This window comes from Bradyrhizobium sp. HKCCYLRH3073 (assembly GCF_051167995.1).
Lineage (GTDB): Bacteria > Pseudomonadota > Alphaproteobacteria > Rhizobiales > Xanthobacteraceae > Bradyrhizobium.
On record NZ_JBNPUD010000021.1, the window covers coordinates 47,064 to 63,451 of the forward strand.

Here is a 16,388-nt window from a genome sequence, read left to right on the forward strand (position 1 = left end):
TGGTGTTGTTGAAAATCGCATGGGGTGGAAACCGGTCATCAGAAGCCCTCGCGTAGCCATCGTCCGACCTTTCCGAAGTAGCCGTCGGTTCCTGTCCCGACCTGCCGCGTATGCCGCGGTTCGACGTGTTCGAGGTGCGCGTATTGCGGATAGACCAGCAGCCCCGTCGGCACCGCGAAGGCGGCGTTCTTGGCCTCGTTGGGAAGACGGCCGAAGCCGAGCGGGCGGCCGACGCGCACCGGGCGGTCGAGGATCCGGGTCGCAAGCTCGACCAGCCCCGTCAGCTGAGAGGCGCCTCCGCTGAGGACGACGCGCGCCTTGGGTTCTGCCGCAAAGGGCGAATCCTTCAGCCGGTCGCGGACCATTTCAAAAATCTCCTCTGCGCGGTGCCTGACGATGTTCGCGATGGTGGCGCGGGACACGATCTGCGGAACATCCCGCTCGTTGTCACCGGCCGTCGGAACAGACATCAACTCACGCGCGTCGGACCCGCCAGTCAGCACCGTGCCATATAACGTCTTGATTCGCTCGGCATCTGCAATGCACGCTGATAGTCCGCGCGCAAGATCCATGGTCACGTGATGCCCGCCGAGCGCAAAACCGGAGGCATGGACGAAGCGGCCGCCGGAATAGATCGCGATCGTCGTGGTGCCCGCCCCCATCTCGACCACGGCGGCGCCGAGATCGGCCTCGTCGTCGGTCAGCACCGACAACCCGGCAACATACGGGCTTGCCGCCATCGCCTCGACGTTGAGGTGGCAGCGCTCGACCACGAGCATCAGGTTCTTGGCCACGGTGGCGTCCGTCGTGACGACGTTCATGTCGACGCCGAACTGCCGCGCCAGCATGCCGCGGGGATCCCGGATGCCCTTCACGCCGTCGAGCGTGTAGCCGACGGGCAAGGCATGCAGCACCGCGCGCCCGTCGCCGGTGGCGTGGTGCATGCCGGTCGAGGTGACGCGGCTGACATCGGCCTGGGTGACGGCGCCGCCGCGAATGTCCGAGGTGGCCTCGATCAGGTGGCCCATGACGCGGCCGCCCGCGACCGGCAGCAGCACGGATTCGACCCGCACCTTCGCCATGCGCTCGGCCAGCGCGACCGCCTGCCGCACCGCCTGCTCGCATTCGACGGGATCGACGACGGCGCCGGCCTTGACGCCGCGCGACTGGATCTGGCTGTAGCCGATCAGCTCGACGGCGTGGGTGCGGCCGCGCAGCGCGTCGCTCGGCGGCGCCGGCTTCAGCCGCGCGATCATGCAGGCGATCTTGCTGGTGCCGACGTCGAGCGAGGCCACGAGCGCGGTGCGCTTCTGGCCCATCGGGCGCGTCTTCGGAGTCTGGCGATCGAAGCCGGTCATGCGTCACCGGCCTTCTTCTTGGACTTCTTGTCCTTGAACAGCTCGTCGCGCGCCTTGCCCGCATCCTCGGAGAGCTGCACCGTCAGCCGGTCCGGCAGCCGCAGGTCGATGGCGACGATGTCGCGCGAGAACAGCTTGTCGTCCTGATCGAGCTGGGTCAGGGTCGCGAGCGCGTTGCCGACATCATGTTCGGGCAGGCGAATGTCGAGGCCGTCCTTGGTCCGCAGGTTCCAGCGCCGCTCGCCGACGAACACGGCGGCCTTGGTGATCGCGCGCACCTGCGGGTAGCGGGCGAGCAGCGCCAGGAAATCGCGCGCGCGGCTCTCGGCTCCCTTGCCGACCACGAGCGGCAGCGTCAGGAAGCGGCGCGAGACATATTGCTCGAGCACGGCGCCGTCCTCGGCTATGACCGAGAGGCGGCCGTCCTGCTGCCAGAGCGCGAATGCCTTGCGTTCGACGACGTCGATCTGCAGTTGGTTCGGAAAGAACTTCTGCACCGTGGCGTCGGCGATCCAGGGGTTGGCTTTGAGCCTGTCACGCACTGCGGCGGCATCCAGGAACAGCAACGAGGAGCGGCCGGTAACGCCGCCGACCGCGAGGATCTCGTCCTGGGTAAGCTGCTTCCGGCCGTTGATCGCAACAGCCGTGATGCGGAACCCGGCCGCATTGGCGAGCGCGTTGCGGGTGTCGGACAACGCCACACTGACGTCCTGCGCATGGCCGCCCTTGACGATGCCGAGCCAGACACTGCCGAACAAGAGGACCACCGTCGCCACGGTGCCGAGCCGGCGCGGCAGATAGCGCTCGACGAGTTCGACCACGCGCGGCGGCGCCTCGCGCTCGACCATCGGCGCGAGCGCTGCCTGCGCCGGCGCAAGGTCTCGTCGGATGGATCGCCTGCCTTGCTTCGTGCCTCGCGCAAAGCGGACACGCGGAAGACGGGCCGAGACATACTCGCGCAGCAGGATTGCCGCGCCAAGGGCAGCGGCTTTCAGGTCAGCTTGAGGCCTCTGCGATCGAGCGAGGCGTCCTGCACCATCCATTGCACGAGCTCATCAACTGTTGCGCCCGCAGATACTCGCGGACCCACGCCCACGGTCCCGGCCGACCGGATCCCTTCCGACCATCGCGACGCGGTTCGTCACGATGGCCCGACCTGGCAGCCGAGCACCACTGAGGCGCCAGCGTTAACCTTCGGACGTCCTGGTAAACAAAAAGTAAAATCGGTCCGAGGAGACGAATTTTTTCTCCGATTTATGAGGACCTTGCCCGGAATTCTTAAGCATTTTACGGGTTACAGGAACCACCGGGGGACGCCGGGCCGGGTTCCTCCGGTGCGCCTACCGCACGCCGGATCGGCGGCTGCGCCTCTCGGCCAGGGCGATCTGCTGATTGAGGAAATCGACAATGGCGATGCCCTGGGCCGCCAGAGCCTTCGGGTAGAGCGAGGCGGCCGTCAGGCCCGGCAGGGTATTGGTCTCCAGATAAACCGGACCGTTGGCCGCGACGATGAAGTCGGTGCGCGAGTAGCCACCGCAGGACAGCGCGCGATGCGCCTTGATCGCCTCAGCCTGGAGCGCCGCAGTGATCTCCGCACTGAAGCGGCCCGGACAGATTTCCTTCGTCGCCGCCGCGAGGTACTTCGCGAAATAGTCGAAGGCGCCATCGGCGGGGAGGATCTCGATCGGCGGCAGCGCGATCAGCGAGCCGTCGGCCTGCTCGAGCACGCCGCAGGTCGCCTCGGTCCCGGTGACGAACGGCTCGATCAGATATTCCTCGGTCGCGGCCGCTGCCTTGACGGCGACGAGGTCCTGGCTGGCGTTGACGAAGATGAGGCCGAAGCTCGAGCCATCCTTCACGGGCTTCGCGATCAGCCGGCCGTAGCGCGCGAGCGCAGCCTCGGCATCATCCAGCGCGACACCCTCGGCCGCCGTGACACCGCCGAGCACGGCGAAGCGTTTGGCGGCAACCTTGTCGAAGGCGAGGTGCGAGGCCGCCGAGCTCGAGCCGGTGAACGGCACACCACGAAGCTCGCACATCAGTTGAAGCTCGCCATTCTCCGCCCGGCCGCCATGCAGGCCGAGCACCAGGACCCGACCCTCGGCCCCGGCGCGATCGAGCGCCTCGCCGAGCGCGCCGATCCTGGCGCCATCGGCGGTGAACGGCTCCTCGAACGGCTTGGCATGCGCGGCCAGCGCTTGGCCGCTGGCCTGATGCACGGTGTCATCGACGTCCCAGAACCACAGCTCAGCCTCGGGCAACGCGGCGTGCAGGGCTTTCGCGCTCGCGACCGAGACGAGGCGCTCCTTGTTGGAGCCGCCGAACAAAATCGTGGTGCGCATCAATGTCTTCTCGATTGATCTCACAATCGCGGTCGCGATTGCGCTGACGTCACGTGAGCAGGCGGCTCGATCAGCTCGCCTTGATTCCAATCCGCTTGATCTCCCACTGCAGCTCGATCCCCGAGCCCGCCTTGACCCGCTCGCGGACGGTCTCGCCGAGCGTCTCGATGTCGTCGGCGGTGGCGTTGCCGAGGTTGATCAGGAAGTTGCAGTGCATTTCCGAGACCTGGGCGCCGCCGACCCTGAGTCCACGACAGCCGGCGGCATCGACCAGCTTCCAGGCGGAATGTCCCGGCGGATTCTTGAAGGTCGAGCCGCCCGTCTTCTCGCGGATCGGCTGCGCCGTCTCGCGATGCGCCTGCACCTCCGCCATGCGCGCCCGGATCGCCTCCGGCGCCGAGGGCGTGCCGCGGAAGCGCGCGGCCGTGAAGATCAGCGCCGGATCGACGCCGCTCGCGCGATAGGTGAACTTCATCTCGGCATTGTTGAAGCGGTGCGTCTCGCCGTTTCGGTCGACAGCGATCGCTTCAATGAGAATGTCTTTAGTCTCGCCGCCATTGGCGCCGGCATTCATCCGCAGCGCCCCGCCGATGGTGCCGGGAATGCCGAACAGGAATTCCAGGCCCGCGAGGTTGGCCGACGCGGCGACCTCCGCGACGCGCTTGTCGAGCGCGGCGGTGCCGGCCGTGACGATGTCGCCTTCCGCCTTGACCTCGCCGAACGCGCGCGGCGCCAGCCGGATCACGACACCGGGGACGCCACCATCACGCACGATCAGGTTGGAGCCGACGCCGATGACATAGAGCGGGATATCCGTTGGGAGGTGCTTCAGGAAATAGGCGAGGTCGTCGGCATCCGCCGGCGTGAACAGCACCTGCGCCGGTCCGCCGACACGAAACCAGGTCAGCGGCGCGAGACTCTCATTGGCGAGCAGCCGCCCACGCAGCTCCGGCATGGCCGTTTTGAGATCGGGGGTGATGTCGGAAAAGGTCATGCGGCGGCCTGCCTCGTTTGGGCCGACGTCGTTGCGACGTAGCACGCTCCGTTCCCTCCCCCCTTGTGGGGGAGGGCTAGGGAGGGGGGAACCACGCACTCCGGAGTCTGCGGCTCACCCCCCTCCCTGCCCCTCCCCCACAAGGGGGGAGGGAACGGAGAGGCTACGTCGAGTGGCCTGACTTTCTCGGTGAACCGCTGGTTCAACACCGCCCTCACCCCAGTGCCTTCAACTCGCCGGGCAGCGCGTAGGCCCATTGCGTGATGTTGCCGGCGCCGAGGCACACGACGAGGTCACCGGGCTTGGCGAGGTCCTTGACGATACGAGCGAGATCGGCGGCCTTCGGCAGCGGCACCACGTCGCGATGGCCGTGGGCGCGCAGGCCCAGAACGAAGTGGTCGCGATCGATGCCCTCGATCGGCGCCTCGCCGGCCGGATAGACGTCGGCCACGACGACCGCATCGGCGTCGTTGAAGCAGGTGCAGAACTCCTCGAACAGCGATTGCAGCCGGGTGTAGCGATGCGGCTGCACCACGGCGACGACCTTGCCGTTGGTCGATTCGCGCGCCGCCTTCAGCACGGCGGCGATCTCGACGGGGTGATGCCCGTAGTCGTCGATCACGGTGACGCCGTTCCACTCGCCGGTGCGGGTGAAGCGGCGCTTGACGCCGCCGAAGCCGGCAATCGCCTTGCGGATGGCCTCGTCGGACAGGCCGAGCTCGCGCGCGACCGCAATGGCCGCCGTTGCGTTCGAGGCATTGTGCCGGCCTGGCATCGGCAGCGCGATGTCGGCAATCTCGTGCGTCTCACCGCTCTTGCGGTCGCGGAACACGACCTTGAACGACGAGCCGCCGCCCATCGGCGCGAGGTCGACGAGCCGGACATCGGCCTGCGGGTTCACGCCATAGGTGATGATGCGGCGGTCCTCGATCTTGCCGACCAGCGCCTGCACCACCGGATGATCGATGCACATCACCGCGAAGCCGTAGAACGGCACGTTCTCGACGAAGGCGCGGAACGCGTCCTGCACGGCCTCGAAGGTCTTGAAGTGATCGAGATGCTCGGGATCGACATTGGTGACGATGGCGACATCCGCCGGCAGCTTCAGGAAGGTGCCGTCGCTCTCGTCGGCCTCGACCACCATCCATTCGCCGGCGCCGAGCCGCGCATTGGTGCCGTAGGCATTGATGATGCCGCCATTGATGACGGTCGGATCGAGGCCGCCGGCATCGAGCAGCGCCGCGACCATCGATGTCGTCGTGGTCTTGCCATGGGTGCCGGCGATCGCGACGCAGCTCTTCAGCCGCATCAGCTCGGCCAGCATCTCGGCACGCCGCACGACCGGGATCCGCTGGGCGCGCGCGGCCATCAGCTCCGGATTGTCGCGCTTGATCGCGGTCGAGACCACCACGACGTCGGCGCCCGCGACATTCTCGGCCTTGTGCCCGACGCTGACGGTGATGCCCTTCTCGCGCAGCCGCGCGACATTGGCGTTGTCGGAGGCGTCGGAGCCCTGCACCGTGTAGCCGAGATTGCACAGCACCTCGGCGATGCCGCTCATGCCGATGCCGCCGATCCCGACGAAGTGGATGGGTCCGATCTCGCGCGGCAGTCTCATGGGGCGTCTCGTCTCAAGGGTTCCGGGCGTCCCCACCGGAGGGAGCGGCCGCGAATCATCAGCCCTTCTTGCAAGACATGGCCGACCTGGACAAGTCCGCCCGGGCAGTAAGAAGTGCCAAATTCGCAGGCGTTCGCCCGGTTTTAGCCGATTTTGGCAGCCCGGCCGGCGGCGATCGGCCAGGAGTTCCCGCTCGATCCCTCCCTTCACGAATTATTAAGCGCGATCACATGCCGCCCCCTCCCAACGGGATACCTGCAATTTTTGCGCGCTCACTGCGTCAGTTCGCGTGGCATGAGTAGCCGTGCGGCCGGCGTGCCGGGCACGCATATTTCAATCTTTGATGGAGAACCCTCGCCGATGTGCTCGCTGTGTGAAACGCACCCTCCCGTATTGTCCCGCCGCCGGCTGCTCGGCGGCGGCGCAGTGCTGGCTGCCGCGGCGGTCGGCGCACTTCCGGCGTTTGCCAAGGAAGCCAAGCAGGCGAACGACAGCGCAATGCCGCCCAACGCCATCTCTCCGGATGACGCGATGAAACGCATCGTCGATGGCAATGCGCGCTACGTCGCCGGCAATCTCGACAACAAGGATTTTTCGGCCGGCCGGGCGGCGCGCGCCGCGGCCCAATACCCGATCGCCGCGATCGTGAGCTGCGCAGATTCCCGGGTCGCGCCCGAGCTGGTGTTCGATCAGGCGCCCGGTGAGCTGTTCGTGGTCCGCGTCGCCGGCAATTTCGTCAATGACGACGGCCTCGCCAGCCTCGAATACGGCGTCAAGTTCCTCGGCACGCCTCTCGTGCTGGTGCTCGGTCACAGCGGCTGCGGCGCCATCGATGCGACGATCAAGGTGCTCAAGGACGGCACCAAACTGCCAGGCCACCTGCCCGCATTGATCAATGCGCTCAAACCCGGCGTCGAGGCAGCGATCGCGAAGAAGCCGCAGGATCTGCTGGCCGAAGCCACCGCGGAGAACGTCCGCAACAATGTCCGGCGCCTCTTGACTGCCAAGCCGATCGTCGGCCGCATGGTCGCCGAGGGCAAGGTGAAGATCGTCGGCGGCATCTATGACATCGGCACCGGCCGGGTCACCATGATCTGACGCCTCAAGCCGGCCGCAGCGCGCGATCCGCACGCGCGGCTGCGGCCGCGAGCCAGCATACCTGATGGCAGAACCAGGCTTCCACGGAAGCCACGAAACCCGGCGTCAGCGTCAGATGCCGGCGCCCGTCGCCGAAGCGCAGCAGACCACGGCCCTCCATGGTCGCCAGCAGATTGCGGATATGGGAGCGCGAGACGCCGAGCGAGGTCGCAAGCTCCGCCGTCGAAATCGCGATGGCCTCGCGCCCAACCGCGGACCGGGCGACGAGCGTCAGGGCCAGATGGATGCCGCTGTCGTGCTCGTCGGTCCAGGCGAGATCGGGAAAGCCCGTCAGCGGCCGGTTGTCGCGGCAGAGCCAGCCCGCACATTGCCGGATCGTCTCCGCAAATAACGCGGCGTCGTCCTGCAGACGAAGGCTCAGTCCATCGGACTGCGTCAACCGCGCGTGGCAATCCAGGTGCATGGCAAGCCAGCCTCGCAGTCCCTCGAGGATGACGGGGCCAGGCACCAGATAGCGGATACGAGCGTCCTCGGGATCTCGCTCGACGGTCACCAGCGACAGACCGCGCAACACCGCGACGAACGCCGCCGTCTGCCGCGGACCCGGCAGCCGCATCTGCAGACGCGTCAGTGTCGGCCGCTCGACCGGCTTGCGCGCCGACATATGCATCATCACGATATGCGCAGCGATTTCCGTCGGAGCGCGCTGACCGAACAGCTTGATCATCAGGCGCTGGCCGCGCAGCGGCGCAATCAGCCGGTCGCAGAATTCCACGAGCACAGGCACGAAGGACGGATGCCGCCGCAAGCGCATCGGACGATCGTCGGGCAGGATGCCGCCATCGTCGGAGCTCCGGTTCATCTTGGGATCACCATGCGCTCGCGCGACTAGAGCGCCGCCGTCCTGATCACGAGATCGGCCAGACGTTCCGCGGCATCGAGCCGGCCGGCCGCGCGCGCGGCCTGCGCCATGGCGGCGAGGCGCGCGGGCTCGGCGGCGAGCGCCGAGATCTCGGAGGCCAGCCTGTCGGAGGTGAATTCGGTCTGCACGATCCGGATCGCGGCGCTCGCGTCCGACAGCACGCCGGCATTGGCGAACTGGTCCTGGTCGATGGCGCCGGGCAGCGGCACCAGGATCGAGGGCCGGCCGATCGCGGCGAGCTCGGCCACGGTACCGGCGCCTGAGCGCGAGATCACGAGATGATTGGCGGCGAGGCGCGCCGGCAGGTCGGTGAAGAACGGCTGCAGCTCGGCGTTGATCTTCAGCCGGTCGTAGACCGCGCGCACCCGCGCCATGTCCTCCTGGCGCACCTGCTGGGTCAGCATCAGCCGGCCCCAGAGCGCCGGCTCCAGCCGCTCGATCGCGCCGGGCACGATGTCGCTCATGATGCGCGCGCCCTGGCTGCCGCCGACCACGAGCAGCCGCAGCGGCCTGGCGGTCTCCGGCGGGACATAGGGCACGCCCGCGGCTTCGAGGATGGCAGGTCGCATCGGGGTGCCGACCGTGGTCGTCTTGGCCGACAGCGCGGGATCGCGGTCGAGCACACCCGGCAACGAGGTCGCGATCGCCTTCACATGCGCGGACAGGAAGCGGTTGGCGCGGCCGAGCACGGCATTGGCGTCGTGGATCAGGCTGGGCACGCCGGCGAGGCGTGCCGCCAGCAGCGGCGGCACGGTCGGATAGCCGCCGAAGCCGATCACGGCCGCGGGCTTGAGCCGCCGCATCAGGTTGAAGGCCGCGAGGGTGCCGGTGCCGAGCAGCAGCGCGGTCCGCGCGAGTGCGACCGGCGAGCGGCTGCGCACCGTCTCGCTCGGCACCACGTCGATCATGTCCTTGGTGAACAGGCCACTGTAGCGCAGCGCGCGCGCATCGGTGACGAGACGGACGCGATAGCCGCGCCTGATCAGCTCGACGCCGAGCGCTTCAGCAGGAAACAGATGGCCGCCGGTGCCGCCGGCCGCGAGCAGAATGAGAGGCGCGGTTGAGGTCATGCGGGCTTGTTTACAGGCAATGTGTCGTCATTGCGAGCAAGGCGACCTCAAGCGTAATTGCGCACCGCGCCGGCTGCGTCGCCTGCCTCGACCTCCATCCGCGGCCGCTGCCGGGTCAGCGCCAGCATCATGCCGACGCCATAGGCGAGCGACACGATCGAGGAACCGCCGTAGGAGATGAAGGGCAAGGTCATGCCCTTGGCCGGGATCAGCTGCAGGTTGACGGAGATGTTGATGGCCGCCTGGATGCCGAACAGGATCGCGAGGCCCGACGCTGCGAAACGCGCGAAGCTGTCCTCGGTCGCATAGGCGCGCGACAGCGTGCGGATCACGATGAACGCAAACAGCGCGACCAGCGCCAGGCACAGGATGATGCCGAACTCCTCGGCGGCGACCGCGAACACGAAATCGGTGTGACTGTCCGGCAGGCTGCGCTTGGCGATGCCCTCGCCCGGCCCAAGGCCGAACCAGCCGCCATTCGAGAACGCCTCCATCGCGGTGTCGACCTGGAAGGTGTCGCCCGAGGCCGGGTTCATGAAGCGCTTGATGCGGCCGGCGACGTGCGGGACCAGGAGATAGGCGCCGAACAGGCCGGCGGCGGCGGCGCCCGCGAGACCCGCGACCCAGATCATGCGCATGCCGGCGATGAAGAACAGCGAGCCCCAGACCATCAGGATCAGCATGGTCTGGCCGAAATCCGGCTCCATCACCAACAGCGACACCAGCATCAGCAGCAGCACCAGCGCCATGGTGGTCGCCGGCATGTCGGGCCGCCGCGCGGATTCCGAGAACAACCAGGCGGAAACGACGACGAAGGCCGGCTTCGCCGCCTCGGACGCCTGGATGTTGACGCCGATCAGCGTGATCCAGCGCCGCGAGCCCTTCACCTCCGGGCCGATCGCGAGCGTCAGCACGATCAGCACGATGGCGATCGTGAACACCACCAGCGCGCTGCGCCGGATCTGGCGCGGCGACAGGAAGGACACGCCGATCAGCACGATGAACGACGGCAACAGGAACAGGACGTGTCGGTTGAAGAAGTGGAACGGATCGAGCCCGATCCGGGTCGCCACCGGCGGGCTGGCCGCGAGCGACAGGATCACCCCGCACAGCATCAGCGCGAGGATGGAGCCGAGCAGCGGCTTGTCGACCGTCCACCACCAGTCGGACAGCGGATTGCGTTCTTCACGGGAGAGCATCGGGCGTCCACCTGAGCCGAGACATCGGCCCATTGGCGCCCAGGATGGTTATCGAAGGGTTAAGGGCCTCTCAACTGTCGTCCCGGACAAGCCGTAGCGCGCGCCAGCGCGTCGCGGCGCCGATCCGGGACCCATACGCCGTAGCCGTCGTGATGGGCAAAGAGCCAATGGCCGGCGTGCCTCAAGCTGCTCCCTGCGGGTATGGGTCCCGGCGTTCGCCGGGACGACAGCGGTGTTTGCGGCCTAGACAACCCGCTCCACACCCGGCAGCGCCTGCACCAGGTGGCGGAAATGCGTGCCGCGGATTTCGAAGTTGCGGAACTGGTCGAAGGAGGCGCAGGCGGGCGACAGCAGCACGACGACATCCTTCAGTCCCGAGGCCTCGGCGTCGGCGGCAGCCTGGGCGACCGCGACCTCCAGCGTGCCGGACATCTCGTGCGGCACCTTGTCGCCAAGCGTTCCGGCGAACTCGGAAGCCGCCTCGCCGATCAGATAGGCCTTGCGAATGCGCGGGAAGAAGCCGGCGAGGCTGGTGATGCCGCCCGCCTTGGGCTTGCCCCCGGCGATCCAGAAGATGTCGGCAAAGGACGACAGCGCATGCGCGGTCGCATCTGCGTTGGTGCCCTTGGAGTCGTTCACGAACAGCACGTTGCCGCGGCGGCCGACCTGCTCCATGCGGTGCGCCAGACCTGGGAAGCTGCGCAGCCCCTGCTGCAGCACATCCTCCCTGACCCCGATCGCGAGCGCGGCAGCGGCGGCGCAGGCGGCGTTCTGGGCGTTGTGTTGACCGCGCAGCGAGCCGATGCCACCGAGACGTGCGACCTCGCTGCGCGCGCCCCCCGCGCTGCGCACGATCGTCTCGTGCTCGACGTACAGCCCATCCGCCAGCGGGTTCTTCACCGAGATGCGCACGACGCGCTTGCCGCCCCGGTCGAGCCGATCGGCGATCGCCCGCGAAAAACCGTCGTCGACACCGACGATCGCGGTGCCTTTGGACTGGACACCCGCCACCAGCCGCTCCTTCACCGCCGCATAGTTCTCGATCGTGCCGTGGCGGTCGATATGGTCCTCGCTGACATTGAGCAGGATGCCGACGCCCGGATCGAGCGACGGCGTCAGGTCGATCTGGTAGGACGACATCTCGATGACGTGGACGCGGCCCATGCGCGGCGGCTCCAGCGACAGGATCGCGGTGCCGATATTGCCGCCCATCTGGGTATCGTAGCCGGCGACGCGCATCAGATGCGCGATCAGCGCCGTCGTGGTCGACTTGCCATTGGTGCCGGTGATCGCGACGAACGGCGCATCCGGCGCGTGCCGCCTGCGCTCGCGGCAGAACAGCTCGATGTCGCCGATCACCTCGACCCCGGCCTCGCGCGCCTTCAACACGCTCCAATGCGGCACCGGATGGGTCAGCGGCACGCCTGGCGCCAGCACCAGCGCGGCGAAGTTCGCCCAGGAGACGGTGCGCAGATCGGCGGTGATGAAGCCAGCCTTCGCCGCTTCCGTCATCCGATCGGCGCCGTCGTCGGCCGCGATCACTTCGGCGCCGCCGGCCCGCAGGGCATGACACGAAGCCAGCCCCGAGCCGCCGAGCCCGAACACGGCGACGGTCTTGCCGGCAAATGCGGTGACGGGGATCATGTCAGCGCAGCTTCAAGGTCGAGAGACCGACCAGGGCCAGCATCACCGAGATGATCCAGAAGCGGATCACGATCTGCGGCTCGGTCCAGCCGAGCTGCTCGAAATGATGGTGGATCGGCGCCATCTTGAAGATGCGCTTGCCGGTCAGCTTGAACGAGGCCACCTGCACGATCACCGACACGGCCTCCAGCACGAACAGGCCGCCGATGACCGCCAGCACGATCTCGTGCTTCACCGCGACCGCGATCGATCCGAGCATGCCGCCGAGGGCCAGCGAGCCGGTGTCACCCATGAAGATCGACGCCGGCGGGGCGTTGAACCAGAGGAAGCCGAGGCCCGCGCCGAGCACCGCGCCGCACAGCACGGCAAGCTCGCCAGTGCCCGCGACATAATGGATCTGCAGGTAATCGGAAAACACCGCGTTGCCGGCGAGATAGGCGATCAGACCGAAGCTGGCGGAGGCGATCATCACCGGGACGATGGCCAGGCCGTCGAGTCCATCGGTCAGGTTGACGGCATTGCCGGCGCCGACGATGACGAACGCGCCGAAGATGACGTAGAGCCAGCCGAACTTGATGACGAGTTCCTTGAAGAACGGAATGGCAAGCCCGGTCGCGGACGGATCGCGCCCGAGCCGCACCAGCGCATAACAGGCGACCAGCGCGATCGCAGCCTCGATCAGCAGACGCAGTCTGCCGGCAAAGCCGGAATGCGACTGTTTGGTCACCTTCAGATAGTCGTCATAGAAGCCGACGAAGCCGAAGCCGAGCGTCACCGCGAGAACGATCCAGACGTAGGGGTTGAGCGGATTGGCCCACAGCACGGTGGAGACGACGAGGCCCGACAGGATCATCAGGCCGCCCATCGTGGGCGTGCCCTTCTTGCTGATGATGTGCGATTGCGGGCCGTCGGTGCGGATCGGCTGGCCCTTGCCCTGGCGCAGGCGCAGATGATCGATGATCCACGGCCCGAACAGGAACACGAACAGCGCCCCGGTGACGACCGCGCCGCCCGTACGGAACGTGATGTAGCGGAACACGTTCAGCAATCCGCGAAACACGGACAGGCTCGGAAACGTATTCGTCAGCTCGATCAACCAGTAGAACATCCAACCCGCCTATGCCGCCTCACCGAGACCGCGAACACGGATTCGCTCGCGAATCCGGTCCAGCCTCTTTTAACCATGATCGGGGCCGGGTGCGAATCATAGGCCGGCGGAAAGACCCGTCCGGCACGATCGCTTCGACCGCCAGTGGAAAATATCGTTCTGCCGCGCCGCGATATCGCCCGATTTTCAAGCGGGCCGCTGCAGCGCCGCGGCGAGCTTCGACACGAACTTGTTGACCCAGAAGATCTTCTTGCTGCCCTTGATGACGACGACGTCGCCCGGCGCCAGCAGCGCCGCGACCCGGCCGGGATCCAGCGTCACCGGATCCTCGTGCCAGCCGAGCCGCTTTGCGTGCGGCAGGCTGTCGAACAGGTGACGCATCAGCGGACCGACGCAATAGACGCCATCGACCCCGGCGAGATGAGCCACCATCCCCTGATGATAGGCCGGCGCCTCGGCGCCGAGCTCGAGCATGTCGCCAATCACGGCGATGCGCCGCCCCCGCACCGGTCGCGCCTGCAGACTGTCGAGCGCTGCCGCCATGCTGGCCGGATTGCCGTTGAAGCTGTCGTCGATGAGAACGATGTCGCCGACGGTCTGCTCGACGCCACGGCCCGTCATGATGCCGACATGGCCGAGCGTCTGCGCGAGCAGCGCCGGATCGAGCCCGGCCGCTGCGATCGAGGCCAGCGCCGCCAGCGCATTGTGCAGGCGATGCGGCGCACCGGGCGTCAGCGCGAATGCGACGCGACGACCGGCGACATCGGCGATCACATCCCAGGCTTCGCCGCGCGAGTTGTGCGAGAGCTCGCGCACCTCCGCATCGCCGCCGAAGCGGATCACCTTGCCCGCCCATTCCGGCGCCGCGAGATCTGAGGGAAGCACGAGGACGCCATCGGCTGGCAGACCGCGCGCGATCGAGACCTTCTCTTTCCTGATCGCTTCCAGGCTGCCGAGCTTCTCCAGATGCACCGGCTGGACGTTGACGACCAGCGCCACCGTCGGCTGCGACAGCTCCGTCAACCGCGCGATCTCGCCTGTCTGGTTCATGCCCATCTCGACGACCCAGACCGAAGCGGAGGGATCGGCGTTGCACAGCGTCAGCGGCACGCCCCAGAAATTGTTGAAGCTGGACGGACTCGCGGACGCGCCGGGATAGGCGGCGATGAACTCCTTGGTCGAGGTCTTGCCGGCGCTGCCGGTCAACCCGATCACCGGGCCGTGGAAGCGCGCCCGCGCGGCGCGCGCCAGCGCCCACAGCCCATCGATCAGCGTGTCCGGCACCACGAGCTGCGGCACGGTGACGCCATCGATCCTGTGCGGCACGATCATCGCCACCGCGCCAGCCGCTTCGGCGTTCGCCGCAAACTCCCAGCCATCGCGGCTGGAGGCAAAGCTCGACACGAAGCCGCCACTCGGCGTGCCGCTCAGCGCCACGAACAGGCTGCCGGGCTTCACCGCGCGGCTGTCCTGCGTGACGAAGTCGATTCGAGTCTCCGGATAGTCGCCGGTGAGGCCGAGCGCGCGCGCCGCCTCTGCCACGGTCCACAGCGCCTTCGTCATGATGTCCTCGATGCCAACGCGTCCGCGACCGCTTCATGATCGCTGAAATGCAGAATATTGCTGCCGATGATCTGTCCGGTCTCATGGCCCTTGCCGGCGATCACGAGCGCATCGCCGAGCTGCAGCTCGCCGATGGCGACCCGGATCGCCTCCGCCCGGTCGCCGATCTCGCGCGCCCCGGGTACGGCCGCCAGGATCGCGGCGCGGATCGCAGCCGGATCCTCGCTGCGCGGATTGTCATCGGTGATGATGACGCTGTCGGCCTCTTCGGCGGCGATCGCGCCCATCAAGGGACGCTTGCCGGTGTCACGGTCGCCGCCGGCGCCGAACACGACGACGAGTTTTCGGGCGGCATAGGGCCGCAGTGCATGCAGCGCCTTGGCGAGCGCGTCCGGCTTGTGCGCGTAGTCGATGAAGATGGGCGCACCATTGTGCTCGCCGACCAGCTCAAGCCGGCCCTTGGCGCCCTCGAGCTGCTCGAGCGCTTCGAACACGGCCTGCGGATCGCTGCCGGTGCCGATCGCAAGGCCCGCTGCGACCAGCGCATTCTCGATCTGAAACGCGCCGACCAGCGGCAGCCGGACCGCATGCATGCGGCCGCAATGCTGGATCTGGAGCTGCTGCGCAAAGCCGTCGATTGCAGCGGCCACGAGACGGATGCCCTCGCCCGCGCCATCGCCATGGGTCCCCACCGTCATCAGGCGAAGACCGCGCGTCTGCGCCGCAGCGATGACCTCCGGCGAGCACTCATGATCGGCCGAGATCACCGCAGGCCCGCCCGGCGGAACGAGATCGCGGAACAGCCTGAGCTTGGCGTTGAGGTAGTGCGTGATATCCGGATGATAGTCCATGTGGTCGCGCGACAGGTTCGTGAACCCGCCGGCCGAGACCCTGACACCGTCGAGCCTGAACTGATCGAGCCCGTGCGACGAGGCCTCGAACGCCAGATGGGTGACGCCGTCCTGCGTGATCTCGTCGATCTGCCGATGCAGCGCGATCGGATCGGGCGTCGTCAGCGAGCCGTAGACGGTGCGCTTGTCCGACACCAGCCCGACGGTCCCGATGCTGGCCGAGCTGTGGCCGAGCTTCTGCCAGATCTGCCGCGTGAAGGCGGCGACCGACGTCTTGCCGCTGGTGCCGGTGACGGCGGCAATCGTTGCCGGCTGGCGCGGATAGAACCGCGACGCAGCCAGCGCGAGCGCCCGCCGCGGGTTCGGCAGCGCGATGAATGGAACGGCCAGCTCTGTTCCAGGACCCGCCCCACCGGCTACGGCAACCGCGCCGGCCGCGATCGCCGCCGCGATGAAGCGGGAACCATCGGTCTTGGTGCCGGAGAGTGCAAAAAACAGGTCGCCGGGCCGCACGGCGCGGCTGTCGACGGCGAGGCCGGATATCTCGACTGCGGCGATGGAAGCGTCGAGCGTCGCCTGATCGCCCAGGAGGTCGTGAAGTTTCATCCTGGTTCCGTGCCA

The 16,388-nt window shown here is 67.5% G+C and carries 13 protein-coding genes; 1 reads left to right on the plus strand and 12 read right to left on the minus strand.

Features of this window, described 5'->3' with window-relative positions:
• Window positions 1–38: 38 nt before the first annotated feature.
• From ftsA to murC, 5 genes are all read right to left on the minus strand, one after another.
• Complete coding sequence (gene ftsA, locus ACQR1X_RS30545) at window positions 39–1,358, minus strand: cell division protein FtsA (protein ID WP_008964399.1); 1,320 nt, start codon at window positions 1,356–1,358, stop codon at window positions 39–41.
• Window positions 1,355–2,401 (minus strand): cell division protein FtsQ/DivIB, encoded by a 1,047-nt coding sequence (locus tag ACQR1X_RS30550; RefSeq protein WP_434900214.1) that lies wholly within the window; start codon window positions 2,399–2,401, stop codon window positions 1,355–1,357. Before ACQR1X_RS30550 ends, ftsA begins: the two co-directional genes overlap by 4 nt.
• A 297-nt stretch (window positions 2,402–2,698) precedes the next feature.
• On the minus strand, window positions 2,699–3,700 hold the full coding sequence (locus ACQR1X_RS30555) for a D-alanine--D-alanine ligase family protein (protein ID WP_434900215.1): 1,002 nt from the start codon (window positions 3,698–3,700) through the stop codon (window positions 2,699–2,701).
• A 70-nt stretch (window positions 3,701–3,770) separates the two neighbouring features.
• Window positions 3,771–4,694 carry a UDP-N-acetylmuramate dehydrogenase gene (gene murB / locus ACQR1X_RS30560; protein ID WP_434900216.1) on the minus strand — a complete coding sequence of 308 codons (924 nt, stop codon included), beginning with the start codon at window positions 4,692–4,694 and terminating at the stop codon, window positions 3,771–3,773.
• A gap of 214 nt (window positions 4,695–4,908) precedes the next feature.
• Window positions 4,909–6,312 (minus strand): UDP-N-acetylmuramate--L-alanine ligase, encoded by a 1,404-nt coding sequence (gene murC / locus ACQR1X_RS30565; protein WP_315802118.1) that lies wholly within the window; start codon window positions 6,310–6,312, stop codon window positions 4,909–4,911.
• Between the two features lie 360 nt (window positions 6,313–6,672).
• Between murC and ACQR1X_RS30570 the strand changes: the two genes are divergently transcribed.
• Entirely contained in the window at window positions 6,673–7,410 is a 738-nt protein-coding gene (locus ACQR1X_RS30570; RefSeq protein ID WP_434900217.1) for a carbonic anhydrase, read from the plus strand.
• Window positions 7,411–7,414: 4 nt separating this feature from the next.
• Here ACQR1X_RS30570 and ACQR1X_RS30575 read toward each other — a convergent pair whose 3' ends face one another.
• From ACQR1X_RS30575 to ACQR1X_RS30605, 7 genes are all read right to left on the minus strand, one after another.
• Window positions 7,415–8,137: a helix-turn-helix domain-containing protein gene (locus ACQR1X_RS30575; RefSeq protein WP_434900218.1), complete on the minus strand. Its 723-nt coding sequence runs from the start codon at window positions 8,135–8,137 to the stop codon at window positions 7,415–7,417.
• 161 nt (window positions 8,138–8,298) lie between these two features.
• Window positions 8,299–9,402 carry an undecaprenyldiphospho-muramoylpentapeptide beta-N-acetylglucosaminyltransferase gene (gene murG, locus ACQR1X_RS30580; RefSeq protein ID WP_434900219.1) on the minus strand — a complete coding sequence of 368 codons (1,104 nt, stop codon included), beginning with the start codon at window positions 9,400–9,402 and terminating at the stop codon, window positions 8,299–8,301.
• A 47-nt stretch (window positions 9,403–9,449) separates the two neighbouring features.
• Window positions 9,450–10,601 (minus strand): putative lipid II flippase FtsW, encoded by a 1,152-nt coding sequence (gene ftsW / locus ACQR1X_RS30585; protein ID WP_315802115.1) that lies wholly within the window; start codon window positions 10,599–10,601, stop codon window positions 9,450–9,452.
• A gap of 243 nt (window positions 10,602–10,844) precedes the next feature.
• The gene (murD, locus tag ACQR1X_RS30590) at window positions 10,845–12,245 is read right to left on the minus strand and encodes a UDP-N-acetylmuramoyl-L-alanine--D-glutamate ligase (protein WP_434900220.1); all 1,401 of its coding nucleotides are present in this window, start codon (window positions 12,243–12,245) and stop codon (window positions 10,845–10,847) included.
• Between the two features lies 1 nt (window position 12,246).
• Complete coding sequence (gene mraY, locus ACQR1X_RS30595; protein ID WP_315802113.1) at window positions 12,247–13,353, minus strand: phospho-N-acetylmuramoyl-pentapeptide-transferase; 1,107 nt, start codon at window positions 13,351–13,353, stop codon at window positions 12,247–12,249.
• A gap of 186 nt (window positions 13,354–13,539) precedes the next feature.
• Window positions 13,540–14,916, minus strand: coding sequence for a UDP-N-acetylmuramoyl-tripeptide--D-alanyl-D-alanine ligase (locus tag ACQR1X_RS30600; RefSeq protein ID WP_434900221.1), 1,377 nt, complete (start codon window positions 14,914–14,916; stop codon window positions 13,540–13,542).
• On the minus strand, window positions 14,913–16,373 hold the full coding sequence (locus ACQR1X_RS30605) for a UDP-N-acetylmuramoyl-L-alanyl-D-glutamate--2,6-diaminopimelate ligase (protein WP_434900222.1): 1,461 nt from the start codon (window positions 16,371–16,373) through the stop codon (window positions 14,913–14,915). The genes ACQR1X_RS30600 and ACQR1X_RS30605 overlap by 4 nt, the downstream gene beginning before the upstream one ends.
• Window positions 16,374–16,388: the final 15 nt, after the last annotated feature.